The sequence below is a fragment of the Methyloversatilis discipulorum genome, from assembly GCF_018780585.1.
In the GTDB taxonomy this organism is placed as follows: Bacteria; Pseudomonadota; Gammaproteobacteria; order Burkholderiales; family Rhodocyclaceae; genus Methyloversatilis; species Methyloversatilis discipulorum_B.
Genome location: NZ_JADMJL010000019.1, coordinates 1 through 14034 on the forward strand (window position 1 = coordinate 1; position 14034 = coordinate 14034).

Below are 14034 nucleotides of genomic sequence, written 5' to 3' on the forward strand. Positions count from 1 at the left end.
TGGTAGACGCACTGGATTTAGGTTCCAGCGCCGCAAGGCGTGGAGGTTCGAGTCCTCTCCTGGGCACCAGCCTGCGCTTGTTCAGCCAGGCTTTCTCGCCACCATCCCCACGAGTGCCGACTGTCCGCGATGCGCGGAGCCTTCGTCGAGCACGTCCTCGTACTCGTCCAGCCGTTCGATGTCGAAGTCGCCGAAGGCTTCGCGCAGCATTGCGGCGGTGTACAGGTTCTCGATGGCCGACGGCCCGCCGGTGCGGTAATCGAGCTGCTTCGGCGTATAGCCCTGCAGCACGATGCGACCGCCCGGGCGCAGCGTGCGCTTCAGATTCTCGAACAGCCGGGCGCGTTCGTCAGGTGCCGCGAACTGGATGAAGATGGCCACCACCAGGTCGAAGGCTTCGTCCGGATAGATCCAGTTCAGCGCATCGACGAGGGCAAAGTCGATCTGTACGCCGCGCGTGGCGGCGAGCGCTTCGGCTTTTTCCAGCGCGACCGGCGACAGTTCGGTCGCCGTCACGTCCAGCCCCTGTTCGGCCAGCCAGACCGCGTTGCGGCCTTCGCCGTCGGCCACGCTGAGCGCGCGCTGTCCTACGCGGAGCAGGCCGGCCTGTGCAGCGAGGAAGCGGTTCGGCGCGGTGCCGAACAGATAGGCCTCGCCGACGGCGCGGTACTTGTCGGACCAGAAGTCCTGCGCGTCGGCGTGGCTCATCAGTCCTGGATGTGGCCCATGCGCTGGGCCTTGGTCGCCAGGTAGCGGTGATTCATCGGGTTGGCACCGGCGTGCAGCGGAATGCGCTCGACCACTTCGACGCCCTCGCTCTCCAGCGCCCGCACCTTCAGCGGATTGTTGGTGAGCAGGCGGGCCTGACGGATGCCGAGGCTGCGCACGATGTGCGCGGCGTAGCGATAGTCGCGCGCGTCGTCCTCGAAACCCAGCATGCGGTTGGCGTCCACCGTGTCGGCGCCGCTGTCCTGCAGCGCGTAGGCGCGGATCTTGTTGATCAGGCCGATGCCGCGCCCCTCCTGTCGCAGATAGACCAGGGCTCCGCGGCCTTCGGCAGCAATCGCGCGCAGCGACGCTTCGAGCTGCGGGCCGCAATCGCAGCGCAGGCTGAACAGCGTGTCGCCGGTCAGGCACTCGGAATGCAGGCGCAGCATGACCGGCGCGCCGTCGCTGAAGTCGCCCAGCGTCAGCGCAACGTGTTCGAGCCCGGTCTTCGGGTCGGCGTAGCCGTGCAGCGTGAAGTCGGCCCAACGGGTGGGCAGCCGGCAGACGATGTCCGACGGAGCGGTCGCGTGCGCGGTGGCGTCGGCCGGGTGGCGGCCGGCGTTGTCGCCTTCCGGCAGGTGGCCGATGGCGCGGTACTTCTTTTCACTGGAGTGCGTGCTCATGTGCTGCTTTGTGTTGGGGCCTGAAGCGGAGTGCGGGAGCAGGCCAAGGGGCGTAAGTATGGCCCATGTTGTGCTCGGGGCGGCACGGTCAGCTTAACCAGCGGGCGATCAGCGGCACGACAATCGCCGTGACGACACCATTCAATCCCATTGCAAGCGCGGAGAAGGCGCCGGCCGTCTCGCCGAGCTGAAAGGCGCGCGCGGTGCCGATGCCATGGGCGCTCATGCCGATGGCGAAGCCGGTTACCGCCGGGTCACGGGTGCCGGTGGCCTTGAGCAGCGCGGGGCCGATGACGGCACCGACGATGCCGGTCAGGATGACCAGAATGGCGGTCAGTGAAGGCAGGCCGCCGATCTTTTCCGAAATGCCCATGGCGATCGGCGTGGTGACCGATTTCGGCGCCAGCGACAGCAGCGTACGCGGCTCGGCGCCGAGCGCCTGCGCGATCCACCATACGGACAGCACCGACACCACCGACCCGGCCAGCAGCGCCAGCATGGACGGGCCGAACAGCTGCTTCAGCCTGGGTAGCTGCGCGTAAAGCGGAACAGCCAGGGCGACCGTGGCCGGGCCGAGCAGGAAATGGACGAACTGGGCGCCGTCGAAATAGACGGCGTAGGGCGTGCCGGTCAGCGTGAGCAGGGCGACGATGAGGGCGACCGCCAGGGCGACCGGATTGGCCAGCGGGTGCGACCCGAGCTTGAGGTAGAGCGCATGCGCCGCCTGGTAGGCCAGCAGCGTCAGCGTGAGGCCGAGCAGCGGGCTGGCCGCCAGATAGACCCAAAGCTCGCGGATTTCGCCCGTCATCGACCACGCGCTCCGAGGCGCAGCACGGCAGCGGTGAGCAGCAGCGTGATCGCGCAGCTCAGCACGACGGCGGTCAATGTTGGCAGCCATTCGCGGGCGAGCAGACTGGCGTGCACCATGATGCCGGCGCCGGCCGGTACGAACAGCAGCGACAGGTGCTGCAGCAGGGTGTTTGCCGTTTCGCGCAGCGGTGCCGGGGTGTCGCGGCGGATCATCAGGGCGGCGAACAGCAGCGCCATGCCGACCACCGGGCCCGGCACCGGCAGCCCCAGCCACTGGACCAGCACTTCCCCGATCAGCTGCAGCACCAGCAGCAGGGTGAGCGACGCGAGCATGACGACCTCCGGCCTTGATACATGACCGGATTCTACGGCGTCCGCGGATGTGAAAAGGCCCCGGTCCTTGCGGTACCGGGGCCTTCGCTGACGGGTTTCGATCGCCGGATCAGCGATAGCCGGCGCGGTCGAACACCTTCTGCGCCTGGGCCGTCGTGCGGGCCAGTTCGCCCACGTTCAGCGTGTCGGCCTTGAAGTTGCCGAGCGACTTCAGTTCCGGGTTCGCCACCACGGCCGACTTCACCACCGGCCACTCGTTGTTGCCGTTGGCGAAATAGGCCTGCGCCTCGTCCGAGGCGAGGTATTCCAGGAACTTGACTGCGGCGTCCTTGTTCGGCGCCGTCTTCAGCACGCCGCCGCCGGAAATGTTGATGTGGGTGCCGAAGCTGGACTGGTTGGGCCACACGACGCCGACCTTTTCCATCATCGAGCGGTCTTCCGCTTTGCCCGAGCGCAGCAGGCGCACCAGGTAGTAGGTGTTCGACACCGCCACGTCGCACTCGCCGGCCGCCACCGCCTTGATCTGGTCGGTGTCGCCGCCCTTCGGGGCGCGTGCGAAGTTGGCGACCACGCCGCGTGCCCACTCTTCGGTCTTCGCCTCGCCCCAGTGCTGGATCAGCGCCGCGCCGAGCGACACGTTGTATGGGTGGGCGCCGGAGCGCGAACAGAGCTTGCCCTTCAGCGCCGGCTTGGCCAGGTCTTCGTAGTTGGCGACGTCGGCCGACTTCAGCTTCATCTTGTTGTAGATGATGACGCGGGCGCGGGTCGAGAACGCGAACCAGTTGTTCTCGGGGTCACGCAGGTGGGCGGGAATGCGCTCTTCGAGCACGGCGGACTTTACCGGGGCGAACAGGCCGAGCGCGTCGGCCTGGGCCAGGCGCGAGGCGTCGACGGTGATGAACACGTCGGCCGGGCTGTTGGCGCCTTCGTTGCGGATGCGCTCGACCAGTTCGTCTTCCTTGCCTTCGATGCGGTTGATCTTGATGCCGGTCTGGCGCGTGAAGTTCGAGTACAGCGCTTCGTCCGTCTGATAGTGACGAGCTGAGTAGAGGTTCAGCACCTTTTCCTGCGCAAGCGCCGGGGTCAGCGCGAAGGCGGCGGTCAGCGCCGTTGCGAGGCGGATGAGTCGGGATTTCATGGTCGCTCCAGGAGATACGGTCGCAAGGTTCGTGCGCGAATCAGTGCGTCACGATGCGGCCGGAAATTAGCAGAAGCAATTCGCAATTGCAAAGCATTCGCAATTGCGCTACCGTGAATGCGAATCGTTCTCAAAAGGATGTTCGCATGGACGCTGTTCTGGTCGGGGCCGATCGCCTCGGCAACATTCCCGAGGTGCTGGCCGAATTCGGCCTGAAGATCCGTCATCACATCACCGGTCGCGATCCCAAGCACCAGCGGCAGGCGCAGCGCCTGCCCGGCGGGACCGACGTGGTGATCCTGTTTACCGACTTTCTCGGCCACAACGTGATGAAAGCCTATCGCGACGCGGCACGCGACAGCGGCGTGCCGGTGGTGGCCTGCCGTCGTTCGGTGTGCGCGTTGAAAACAGCGCTGGAGGGGTGCGGCGCGGTCAAGTGCGCGGCGTGTCCCCGCGCGAAGTGAAGCCGGCCGGAAGGAATCAGCGCAGCGAAATGCTGGTGCCCTGATCGACGTCGATCCGGCGCGCGCCATTGAAGCGCTTGGCCCAGTAGCGGCCGGTCATGTCGTCGACGCGCACGCCGCCGCCGCGCGAATTGGCGTGCATGAACTTGTTGTCGCCAAGGTAGATGCCGACGTGCGAGAAGGAGCGGCGCAGCGTGTTGAAGAACACCAGGTCGCCCGGCTGCAGTTCGTCCTTCGGAATCGTTTCGCCGACCCGTGCCATTTCGACCGCGGTGCGCGGCAGCAGCACGCCCAGCGCATCGGAAAACACGTGGCGCACGAAACCGCTGCAGTCGAAACCGCTCTGCGGCGTGTTGCCGCCGAAGCGGTAGCGAATGCCGAGCAGGGACAGGCCGTTGTCGATCAGGTCGGTCACCGCATCGGCTGCGGCGTTGGCGTGCTCGATCACGCGCTCGCCGGAGAACGGACCGTAGAGCGTCGTGAATACGCCGCTTTCCGGTGCCGCAGCGGGCTCGGCCCGAACGGCGGGGGAGGCGAGAAGTGCGCAGGCAGAAGCGGCGCACAACCACATCCGGAGAAGGGATATTCGGAGCATGGGGCCGGAATATACCGACGCAACCCCCATCTGCCAAGTTTTCCGACACCGCCAACATGTTGCGCGACAGCGCGCCGGCTTCCCCTACAATCGCGGGTCCGACCATCCCAGCCGACGCGCGGCCCATGAGTGATTCCCCGCCCAGCGATGATGTGATGCACGCCAAGGTGCTCGTCGTAGACGACTCGCGCATGGTGCGCGCGTCCATCATCAAACGCATCCGCGACCGCTTCGAGTGTCGCGAGGAGGCCGACGGCGAAGCCGGCTGGGCGACGTTGCTGGTCGATGATTCGATCCAGGTCGTGCTGTCCGATCTGAGCATGCCGCACCTCGATGGCTACGGCCTGCTCGAACGCATCCGCGCCTCGCACATCCAGCGCATCGCCGACATTCCGGTGATCATGATTTCCGGCGACGAGGATGACGCGGCACGCGAGCGTGCGCGGGCACTCGGCGCCACCGACTTCATCACCAAGGGCATCGGCACGGTCGAGCTGCTGTCGCGCATCGAATCCGCCAGCCGGCTCAGCAAGACCTCCCGCGAACTCGCCGACAGCCGCGAGGCGCTGGCCGCCGCCTCGCCGATCGACCCGGATTCGGGCATGGCGACGCCGCAGTACATGGAAATCCACGGCGCGCAGCTGATGTCTGCGGCGGCGCGCTACCACGGTCAGGTCAGCGTACTGATCGTCGGCATCGACAACTTCGGCGAGATCACCCGCAACTTCGGTCGCCACGTGACCGACCTGATCATGCGCAAGCTGGCCAAGGTGCTGGCCACCAAGGTGCGCAAGGAAGACACCTTCTCGCAGATCGGCGACGGCCAGTTCGCCATCATCACGCCCGACATCAGCCTGCAGAGCGCGGAACAGTTCGCCAACCGGATGCGCAGCGTGATCGGTGCGACGGCGATGCAGTATCGCGGCCAGACGCTGCGCATCAGCCTGAACATCGGCGTCGCGAACAGTCTGGCCGACCAGGCCGAATCGGTGTCGCAGATGCTGGGCCTGGCGGTGGCGCGTGCCGATCTGGCGCACCGCGAGGGCGGCAACGCGGTGCGCAGCACTGGCGGCGAGCCGCAGAAATTCGCGTGGACGGCCGGCATCGTCAGCATCGAGCGCGCGCTGCTGCTGATCAAATCGGGCGCGCAGGCCGAAATCGAGCCGCAACTGCCGGCGCTGATCTACCGGCTGCTGCCGCTGCTCGAATTGATCGGAGTCAAGTACGACTGCAACATTCCGCTCGACTGCTTGCGCGAGCACGCAGCCGAAGCCGATACTTCGCTCCTCGGCAAGCAGCAGCCTGGCTAGGTCGGCAAGCAGAAACACAATAACAAGATCAATCAGGTCAATTCACAGTGGTGCGGGGTTGGAGGAGTTGAATGTCAGCAAGCAAGGAATTCCGTGCCCGCTCTATCGCCAAACGCGATGAGTTCTGGGCCGAGCAGGCCGGTCTGATCGACTGGCAGACGCCGCCGCAGCAGATCTGCGATTTTTCCCGTCCGCCTTTTGCCAAGTGGTTCGTCGGCGGTACGACCAATCTGTGTCACAACGCGGTCGACCGTCATGCCGCGCAGCGTCCGGACGCGCCGGCGCTGATTTTCGTGTCGACCGAGACCGACACCGAGAAGACCTACACCTTCGCCGAACTGCAGCGCGAGGTCGAGCGCACGGCGGCCATCCTGCAGTCGCTCGGCGTGGGCCGCGGCGACCGCGTGCTGATCTACATGCCGATGATTGCCGAGGCCGCTTTCGCGATGCTGGCGTGTGCGCGCATCGGCGCCATCCACTCGGTGGTGTTCGGCGGCTTCGCCTCCGGTTCGCTGGCCACGCGCATCGATGACGCCCGACCCAAGGTGATCGTGTCGGCCGAGGCCGGCATGCGCGGCGGCAAGGTCGTGCCCTACAAGCATCTGCTGGACGAGGCCTGCTCGCTGGCCGAGCACCCGCCGGAGAAGGTGCTCATGGTCGATCGCGGGCTGGAGAAGGACTTCCCGCGCACCGCCGGCCGCGACGTCGATTACGCGACGCTGCGCGCGCAGCACATGGATGCCCGCGTGCCCTGCGTTTGGCTGGAGTCGAGCGAGCCCTCCTACATCCTGTACACCTCGGGCACCACCGGCAAGCCGAAGGGCGTGCAGCGCGACACCGGCGGCTACGCGGTCGCGCTGGCCGCGTCGATGAAGCACATCTACTGCGGCAACCCGGGCGAAACGATGTTCACGACCTCGGACATCGGCTGGGTCGTCGGTCACTCCTACATCATCTATGGCCCGCTGATTGCCGGCATGGCGACACTGATGTACGAAGGCACGCCGCTGCGCCCCGATCCCGGCATCTGGTGGAGCCTGGTCGAGAAGTACAAGGTGACGGTCATGTTCTCGGCACCGACCGCCGCGCGCGTGCTGAAAAAGCAGGATCCCGCCTACCTGAAGAAGCACGACCTGTCGTCGCTGCGCCATATCTTCCTGGCTGGCGAACCGCTGGACGAGCCGACGCACGAATGGCTGATGACGGCGCTCGACAAGCCGGTCATCGACAACTACTGGCAGACCGAAACCGGCTGGCCCATCCTGTGCGAACTGCCGGGCGTCGAGAAGACGCCGATCCAGCTCGGTTCGCCGGGTGCGCCGGTGTATGGCTACGACCTGCGCATCTTCCGCGAGGACGGCAGCGAATGCGGCCCGAACGAGAAGGGCATTGTCGGCATCGTGCCGCCGCTGCCGCCAGGCTGCCTGTCCACCGTCTGGGGCGACGACGACCGTTTCGTCCGCACCTATTTCTCGCTGTTCAAGTCGCCGCTGGTCTATTCGTCCTTCGACTGGGGCATCCGTGACGAGGCCGGGTATCACAAGATCCTCGGTCGCACCGACGACGTGATCAACGTGGCCGGGCACCGCCTGGGCACGCGCGAGATCGAGGAGGCCATCCAGGCGCATTCGGCGATTGCCGAGGTTGCCGTGGTCGGCGTCGCCGATGCGCTGAAGGGTCAGATGCCGCTGGCTTTTGCGGTGGTGAAGGACCCGGCCCGGACCGCAACTGCGGAAGACCGCGCCAAGCTGGAGAAGGAAGTGATGCAGACCGTGGACGGCCTGCTCGGTGCGATCGCTCGCCCGGGCCGGGTCGTGTTCGTGAATGGTCTGCCCAAGACCCGTTCCGGCAAGATGCTACGCCGTTCCATCCAGGCGATTGCGGAAGGGCGCGACCCGGGTGATCTGACCACGCTGGACGATCCGACGACGCTGGATCAGGTGCGCCAGGCGCTGGCCTGATTTCGCTTGCGCACCAGGAAAGGGCACCTGCGGGTGCCCTTTTTTTCTTCCTCTTTCCCGGTTCTCTCGTCAGGCGGCGACGATGGTGTGGCGACCGCTCCAGTGTTCGCCGGCGGCCAGCGTCTGCGGGCGCTCGGCGATCGCCGGTTCGATGCAGATCATGCGGCGGAAATCGAGGTCAGGCATGTCGCTCAGCGCCCGGCACTTGTGTTCCCACGGATTCCACACGACCAGATCAGGGAATCCTTCGCTCTGGAAACCGAAGGCCCGCCCGCCATCGTGCAGCACCACGGTATCCGGCGCCCGGCGGTAGAGGCGATCGACCTCGTCCTCGACGATGAGGGCGTCCAGTTTGTCGTCCTTCGCCTTGTCTGCGTCGGTGGCATCGAGGTAACGCGTATTGCGCAGGCCTTCGAGGCGGCAGTTCTCGACCTCGGCGACGCGCAGATAGCTGTGCAACGCAGCGGCAAAGTCGAAGGCGGTGGCGCCGGTGTTGTCGACCGAAAGCTCGAGGTCGAGCCGGTTGCCACCGATCACCACGGTCAGCTCCAGCGCAAAGGCGTGCGGCCAGACCGCGCGCGTTGTGTCGTCGTCGGTCAGGCGCAGCGTCGCGATAGCGAAGTCCTTCGATACGCGGGTCTGATCGACCTGCCACACGCGGGTGCGCGCAAAACCGTGGCGCGGGCCGCTGCCGCGCGCGGCGAACTGCGGGAAGATGACCGGAATGCCGCCGCGCAGCGCGCTCTGGCCGTCGAAGCGCGCCTGCGGCGACAGATACAGCCTCTCCTTGCCGCCGGTCGGCACCCAGGACAGCACCTGCGCACCGAACAGGCTGACCACGCAGGTGGCGCCGTCGGGTGAGCGCAGTTCGAGCGCAGGCTGACCGTGAAAGTCTATGGTGTTAACAGAAGCGTCGGTCGAGGTCATTGCGGGCGGCGACAGGAAAAGAGGGCGCACATGTTAGCGCCTACGGTGCTTCAGTCGTCCAGTCCGGCCCTTACACAGGCCACATAGGCGGCGCCGTCCGGCGGCTGGCGATCGCGCTGCGCGCGCCAGATGGTCTCGCCGAGGCAGTCCAGCACGCGGTGCAGCGCCTCGTGCTCGTCGCCCAGCCTGGCGCGCTGGGCCTCGAAGGCCGCACGTATGCCCGGCGGCTGGTCGATTGCCAGCTGTTCCTCGATCGCCAGGTGCAGCGACAGGTGCAGAAAAGGGTTGGTTTCGCCCAGTTCCGGCGGGTATTCACGGGTCAGCGCGCGTTCGCCCTGGTCGAGCAGTGCGTGGTACTCCGGATGGCGGCCCATCAGGGTCAGTGCCAGCGTTTCCATCTGCGTCAGCGGCTGGTTACCGCCGCGCTTGGCCCAGGTATCGATGAAGAACTGGCGGGCCTGGTCGCGGGAGGGGTTGAACATGGTGCGAAAAGCAGTCTGATGCGGACAGCTATTGCACCACAGCCAGGGATTTACCGCCGGATTAGTACATTTGCATTATTCTTCGGCTTCATCGTCCCGTGTAGCGTCGCTGTTTCCGGCGGCGCGTCGGCATGGGGTCGGCGCGAGGCAGACTGAAGGAGGCTGGCATGGCCCGAGTGTGCTCATCAGTATTCTTTCCCCGTGTGTCCGAGGGTTCTCCGCGGCGCGAATTCCGCTTGCTGGTCGTGCAGCGTGCGGCACGCGGGCGGTTCAGTCCGCTCATCCCGCACTGGGCGCAGCTGCCCGGCTGGCAGGTGCGGTCCGCCGCAAATCCCGGGTCGATGCGTCTGCCGACGGCGGCGATGCGTCCGCACGCGGTGCTGGTGGATACCGATCCCGGAACGGCGGCGCGCGTGCTGCGCGACTTTCCCGAGGCGCATCAGGTCCTTCATGTCGATGAGCGGACCGATCCGGCCGACGCGGCCGGCTTTGACGCCGTCGTCTGCTCGAGCTGGTGGCAGCGCGATCGTCATCCGGAGGTGCTGCGTTCGCGCATCGATGTCATCCACGAAGGCATTGCCAGCGCCCAGCCCCACGCCGTCGGCAAGGTGCTCAGCCGGGACGGACGGCCGCTGTTTCGCGGCGGGCCGGTGCTCAGCGTGCTGATGGACGATTGGGCCGACCCGGACGATGCGCAGGCGCTTGCCGGCGCGCTCGAACAGGTGCTGCGCGCCCGCACCGATTGTCGGGTGCTGGTCATCGGGCGCCCGCTTCCATCGGTCAGCGGCAGCGCGGCCGACATCGCCCGTATCGATCTCGTCGATGACCCGGGAGAGGCGCGTAGGGGTGCGCTGCTGGCCTTGTCCAGGGTGCACCTGCACCCGGGCCGGAGCTCGCAATCGGCACTCGAAGCGATGGCGAGCGGGTGCGCGGTGGTTGCGCCAGAGCACGCGCCGGCGCGCGAAGTGCTGCGTGACGGCGTGAGCGGATGCCTGGTGGAGGTGGCGAGCGCCGCAGCACTGGGCGATGCCGCGATCGGACTGCTCGACGATGCGGCAACTGCCGAGCGCTATGGGCGCGAGGCGCGCGCCGATGTCGCCCGCGACTACGATGTGGCGACCGCGGCGCGGCGCTATGCCCGCCTGCTGCACGGACCGCTGGACGAAGACGAGGATCTGCCGTGGTCAGCGCTGCCGTGTCGCGATCGCGTTGCGGCCTATTCGCTTCATCAGTAGGGGTTCTCGTCCACCTGCACCGCCTGCAGCACGATGGCGGCAATTTCCTCGATCGATTTGTGCGTCGAGTCGAGCCAGCGTATGCCTTCCATGCGCATCAGCTTCTGTGCCGCATCGACTTCGAAGCGGCAGTTGTCGATCGACGCGTAGTGGCTGCCGCGCCGGCGCTCCTCGCGGATCTGCGACAGGCGCTCCGGCGAAATGGTCAGGCCGAACAGCTTGGCGCGGTATTTCACCAGTTCGGTCGGCAGCTTGTTGCGCTCGAAATCCTCAGGAATCAATGGATAGTTCGCCACCTTCACACCGAACTGCATCGCCATGTAGAGGCTGGTCGGCGTCTTGCCGGAGCGGGACACGCCGACCAGGATCACGTCCGCCTGCGCCAGTTCCTTGTGCGACATCCCGTCGTCGTGTGCCAGCGAGAAATTGATCGCCTCGATGCGGCGCTGGTAATCGGCGCTTTCTTCCATGCCCTTCTGGCGGCCAACATTGTGGTTCGCCGCCTGGCCCAGCTCTTCCTCCAGCGGGCCGACGAAGTGCTCGAACATGTCGAGAAAGAGCGCATCGGCCTGGCGCACCGTGCGCGCCACCTCCGCATTGACGATCGACGTGACGACGATGGGTCGCTCGCCGTCGCGCATCTTGGCTTCGGTCATCCGTTCGACGCAATCGAGCGCGTTATCGACCGAATCGACAAAGGGAACGCGGGTTTGCCTGAATTTCATACCCTCGAACTGGGAAAGCAGGCTGCGCCCCAGGGTTTCTGCAGTGATGCCGGTACTGTCGGAAATGAAGAAGACGGTTCTCATGGCCATTTGCTCAGGAATCGGAACGTAAACATCACGTTGGACGGAAAAATTTCCGCAGCGCAACACCGACTTTAACTAGAATGCCGGGTTCCCGCGCACCCACCCGGTGCGACAGGAAAGTACACGGTCGCCGCAACAAGCGATCGCCCCATGTTCAAGAGAGGATACCCATGTCTCGCTACGTCATCCCGTTCGAACAGCTTCGCATGACCGACGTCGAAAGCGTCGGTGGCAAGAATGCGTCGCTGGGCGAAATGATCAGCCAGCTCCCCAAGTCCGTGCGCGTACCCGGAGGTTTTGCCACCACGGCCGAAGCCTTCCGTGAGTTTCTGGCGCAGGACGGTCTGGCCGATCGCATCCATGCCGCCCTCGAGGCGCTGGATGTCGATGACGTCAACGCGCTGGCCCGTACCGGCGCGCAGATCCGTCAGTGGATGATGGATACGCCGTTTCCGGCCCAGCTCGAAGCCGAAATCCGCAGCTTCTACGCCCAGCTCGACGCCGCCGGCAACGGCTCGTTCGCGGTGCGCAGCTCGGCCACCGCCGAGGATCTGCCGGATGCGTCCTTCGCCGGTCAGCAGGAAACCTTCCTGAACATTTCCGGCATCGACAACGTGCTGCATGCGATCCGTGAGGTGTTCGCATCGCTCTACAACGACCGCGCGATCAGCTACCGCGCGCACAAGGGCTTCATGCACGCGGGTGTCGCGCTGTCGGCCGGCGTGCAGCGCATGGTGCGCTCGGACAAGGGCGCGGCCGGCGTCATGTTCACGCTGGATACCGAATCGGGCTTCCGCGACGTCGTGTTCATCACCTCCAGCTACGGTCTAGGCGAGACGGTGGTGCAGGGCGCGGTCAATCCGGACGAGTTCTACGTGCACAAGCCCATGCTGGCCCAGGGGCGCCCGGCGGTGATCCGCCGCACCCTCGGCAGCAAGATGATCAAGATGGAGTTCGCGGCAACCGCAGCGGCCGGCCGCAGCGTGCAGACGGTGGACGTGAGCGACACCGACCGCCAGCGCTTCTCGCTGACCGACGAACAGGTGCTCGAACTGGCGCGCTACGCGATGACCATCGAAGCGCATTACGCCCGTCCGATGGACATCGAGTGGGGTCTGGACGGCGTCGACGGCCAGCTCTACATCCTGCAGGCGCGCCCGGAAACCGTGAAGTCCCACGAGTCCGGCATGTCGCAGCAGAAGTTCCGCCTGAAGCAGTACGGCAAGGTGCTGGCCAGCGGCCGTGCCATCGGCCAGAAGATCGGCGCCGGCCCGGTGCGCATCGTCGAGAGCGCAGCCGAAATGGACAAGGTGCAGGCTGGCGACGTGCTCGTCACCGACATGACCGACCCGAACTGGGAGCCGGTCATGAAGAAGGCCGCCGCCATCGTTACCAACCGCGGCGGCCGTACCTGCCACGCGGCCATCATCGCCCGCGAACTGGGCATTCCGGCCATCGTCGGCTGCGGTGACGCGACCGAAACGCTGACCGAAGGCGAGGAAGTCACCGCCAGCTGCGCCGAGGGCGATACCGGTAACATCTATCGCGGTCGCCTGGACTTCGAAGTGGTCACCTCCGACCTGTCCAATCTGCCCGATCTCGACCTCAAGGTCATGATGAACGTCGGCAACCCTGAACTGGCCTTCGATTTCTGCCAGCTGCCGAACGCCGGCGTGGGTCTGGCCCGTCTCGAATTCGTCATCAACAACACCATCGGCATCCACCCGAAGGCGATTCTCGAAATCGATCAGGCGCCCGCGCGCCTGCGCGAGGAAATCCGCCGCCGCGCCCGTGGCTACGCGAATCCGGAAGCCTTCTTCGTGGACAAGCTGGTTGAAGGCGTGGCCACCATCGCCGCCGCCTTCTGGCCGAAGCCGGTCATCGTGCGTCTGTCCGACTTCAAGTCGAACGAGTACAAGAAGCTGCTCGGCGGCGACATCTACGAGCCGGACGAAGAGAACCCGATGCTCGGTTTCCGCGGTGCGTCGCGCTACATCGCGCACAGCTTCCGCGACTGCTTCGAACTGGAATGCCGTGCAATGCGTCGCGTGCGCGACGAACTGGGCCTGACCAACGTCGAACTGATGGTGCCCTTCGTGCGCAACGTCGGCGAGGCGGCCGAAGTGGTGAAGCTGCTCGGCGAGCACGGCCTGAAGCGTGGCGAGAACGGCCTGCGTCTCATCATGATGTGCGAGATCCCGTCCAACGCGCTGCTGGCCGAACAGTTCCTCGAGCACTTCGATGGCTTCTCGATCGGTTCGAACGACCTGACCCAGCTTACGCTGGGTCTGGACCGCGACTCCGGTCTGGTTGCCGGTGCCTTCGACGAGCGCGACCCGGCGGTCAAGATGCTGCTGTCGATGGCGATCCGCACCGCCAACCGACTGGGCAAGTATGCGGGCATCTGCGGCCAGGGCCCGTCGGACCATGCGGATTTCGCGCTGTGGCTGATGGACGAGGGCATCCAGAGCGTGTCGCTGAATCCGGACACGGTGGTTGATACCTGGCTGAAGTTCGCTGCGCACGCCAAGGAAAAGTAATCGGCGCTGCAGCAGGAAGCCCCGCTTCGGCGGGGTTTT

At 65.8% G+C, this 14034-nt stretch carries 14 protein-coding genes; 5 read left to right on the plus strand and 9 right to left on the minus strand.

The window, feature by feature from the left end:
* Positions 1-81: 81 nt before the first annotated feature.
* From IV112_RS09320 to IV112_RS09340, 5 genes are all read right to left on the minus strand, one after another.
* Positions 82-708: an SAM-dependent methyltransferase gene (locus IV112_RS09320; protein WP_304003142.1), complete on the minus strand. Its 627-nt coding sequence runs from the start codon at positions 706-708 to the stop codon at positions 82-84.
* Positions 708-1391, minus strand: coding sequence for a GTP cyclohydrolase II (gene ribA, locus IV112_RS09325; protein WP_304003144.1), 684 nt, complete (start codon positions 1389-1391; stop codon positions 708-710). The genes IV112_RS09320 and ribA overlap by 1 nt, the downstream gene beginning before the upstream one ends.
* An 88-nt stretch (positions 1392-1479) precedes the next feature.
* Positions 1480-2199 (minus strand): LrgB family protein, encoded by a 720-nt coding sequence (locus tag IV112_RS09330; protein WP_304003147.1) that lies wholly within the window; start codon positions 2197-2199, stop codon positions 1480-1482.
* Entirely contained in the window at positions 2196-2534 is a 339-nt protein-coding gene (locus IV112_RS09335) for a CidA/LrgA family protein (protein ID WP_304003148.1), read from the minus strand. The genes IV112_RS09330 and IV112_RS09335 overlap by 4 nt, the downstream gene beginning before the upstream one ends.
* A 109-nt stretch (positions 2535-2643) precedes the next feature.
* Positions 2644-3672 carry a Fe(3+) ABC transporter substrate-binding protein gene (locus IV112_RS09340; RefSeq protein WP_304003150.1) on the minus strand — a complete coding sequence of 343 codons (1029 nt, stop codon included), beginning with the start codon at positions 3670-3672 and terminating at the stop codon, positions 2644-2646.
* 113 nt (positions 3673-3785) lie between these two features.
* Here IV112_RS09340 and IV112_RS09345 point away from each other — a divergent pair, with 113 nt between their 5' ends.
* The gene (locus tag IV112_RS09345; protein WP_296812111.1) at positions 3786-4136 is read left to right on the plus strand and encodes a DUF2325 domain-containing protein; all 351 of its coding nucleotides are present in this window, start codon (positions 3786-3788) and stop codon (positions 4134-4136) included.
* Between the two features lie 16 nt (positions 4137-4152).
* On the opposite strand, the gene IV112_RS09350 is transcribed toward IV112_RS09345, so the two are convergent.
* On the minus strand, positions 4153-4707 hold the full coding sequence (locus tag IV112_RS09350) for a C40 family peptidase (protein ID WP_304003394.1): 555 nt from the start codon (positions 4705-4707) through the stop codon (positions 4153-4155).
* Positions 4708-4856: 149 nt separating this feature from the next.
* On the opposite strand from IV112_RS09350, the gene IV112_RS09355 reads away from it, so the two are divergent.
* Entirely contained in the window at positions 4857-6041 is a 1185-nt protein-coding gene (locus IV112_RS09355; protein ID WP_043363884.1) for a GGDEF domain-containing response regulator, read from the plus strand.
* A 71-nt stretch (positions 6042-6112) separates the two neighbouring features.
* Positions 6113-8002: a propionate--CoA ligase gene (locus IV112_RS09360; RefSeq protein ID WP_304003154.1), complete on the plus strand. Its 1890-nt coding sequence runs from the start codon at positions 6113-6115 to the stop codon at positions 8000-8002.
* 69 nt (positions 8003-8071) lie between these two features.
* Here the strand turns inward: IV112_RS09360 and IV112_RS09365 are convergent, their stop codons facing one another.
* Both IV112_RS09365 and IV112_RS09370 read right to left on the minus strand, forming a co-directional pair.
* On the minus strand, positions 8072-8929 hold the full coding sequence (locus tag IV112_RS09365; protein ID WP_304003157.1) for a D-hexose-6-phosphate mutarotase: 858 nt from the start codon (positions 8927-8929) through the stop codon (positions 8072-8074).
* Positions 8930-8979: 50 nt separating this feature from the next.
* Positions 8980-9411, minus strand: coding sequence for a DUF1841 family protein (locus tag IV112_RS09370; protein ID WP_019917889.1), 432 nt, complete (start codon positions 9409-9411; stop codon positions 8980-8982).
* Between the two features lie 245 nt (positions 9412-9656).
* On the opposite strand from IV112_RS09370, the gene IV112_RS09375 reads away from it, so the two are divergent.
* A complete protein-coding gene (locus IV112_RS09375; RefSeq protein ID WP_304003395.1) occupies positions 9657-10646 on the plus strand; it encodes a glycosyltransferase in 990 nt (329 codons plus the stop codon).
* Here the strand turns inward: IV112_RS09375 and ppsR are convergent.
* Positions 10640-11455 (minus strand): posphoenolpyruvate synthetase regulatory kinase/phosphorylase PpsR, encoded by an 816-nt coding sequence (gene ppsR / locus IV112_RS09380; RefSeq protein ID WP_425761789.1) that lies wholly within the window; start codon positions 11453-11455, stop codon positions 10640-10642. The two genes, IV112_RS09375 and ppsR, sit on opposite strands and share 7 nt — an antisense overlap.
* Before the next feature lie 170 nt (positions 11456-11625).
* Between ppsR and ppsA the strand changes: the two genes are divergently transcribed.
* Complete coding sequence (gene ppsA, locus IV112_RS09385; protein WP_304003163.1) at positions 11626-13995, plus strand: phosphoenolpyruvate synthase; 2370 nt, start codon at positions 11626-11628, stop codon at positions 13993-13995.
* Positions 13996-14034 lie beyond the last annotated feature (39 nt).

Coding starts and splice junctions, on each gene's coding strand:
- ribA (WP_304003144.1), bottom strand. CDS start 1,391: ATGAGCACGCACTCCAGTGAAAAGAAGTACCGCGCCATCGGCCACCTG.
- IV112_RS09335 (WP_304003148.1), bottom strand. CDS start 2,534: ATGCTCGCGTCGCTCACCCTGCTGCTGGTGCTGCAGCTGATCGGGGAA.
- IV112_RS09320 (WP_304003142.1), bottom strand. CDS start 708: ATGAGCCACGCCGACGCGCAGGACTTCTGGTCCGACAAGTACCGCGCC.
- IV112_RS09350 (WP_304003394.1), bottom strand. CDS start 4,707: ATGTGGTTGTGCGCCGCTTCTGCCTGCGCACTTCTCGCCTCCCCCGCC.
- ppsA (WP_304003163.1), top strand. CDS start 11,626: ATGTCTCGCTACGTCATCCCGTTCGAACAGCTTCGCATGACCGACGTC.
- IV112_RS09370 (WP_019917889.1), bottom strand. CDS start 9,411: ATGTTCAACCCCTCCCGCGACCAGGCCCGCCAGTTCTTCATCGATACC.
- IV112_RS09340 (WP_304003150.1), bottom strand. CDS start 3,672: ATGAAATCCCGACTCATCCGCCTCGCAACGGCGCTGACCGCCGCCTTC.
- IV112_RS09365 (WP_304003157.1), bottom strand. CDS start 8,929: ATGACCTCGACCGACGCTTCTGTTAACACCATAGACTTTCACGGTCAG.
- ppsR (WP_425761789.1), bottom strand. CDS start 11,455: ATGAGAACCGTCTTCTTCATTTCCGACAGTACCGGCATCACTGCAGAA.
- IV112_RS09330 (WP_304003147.1), bottom strand. CDS start 2,199: ATGACGGGCGAAATCCGCGAGCTTTGGGTCTATCTGGCGGCCAGCCCG.
- IV112_RS09355 (WP_043363884.1), top strand. CDS start 4,857: ATGAGTGATTCCCCGCCCAGCGATGATGTGATGCACGCCAAGGTGCTC.
- IV112_RS09360 (WP_304003154.1), top strand. CDS start 6,113: ATGTCAGCAAGCAAGGAATTCCGTGCCCGCTCTATCGCCAAACGCGAT.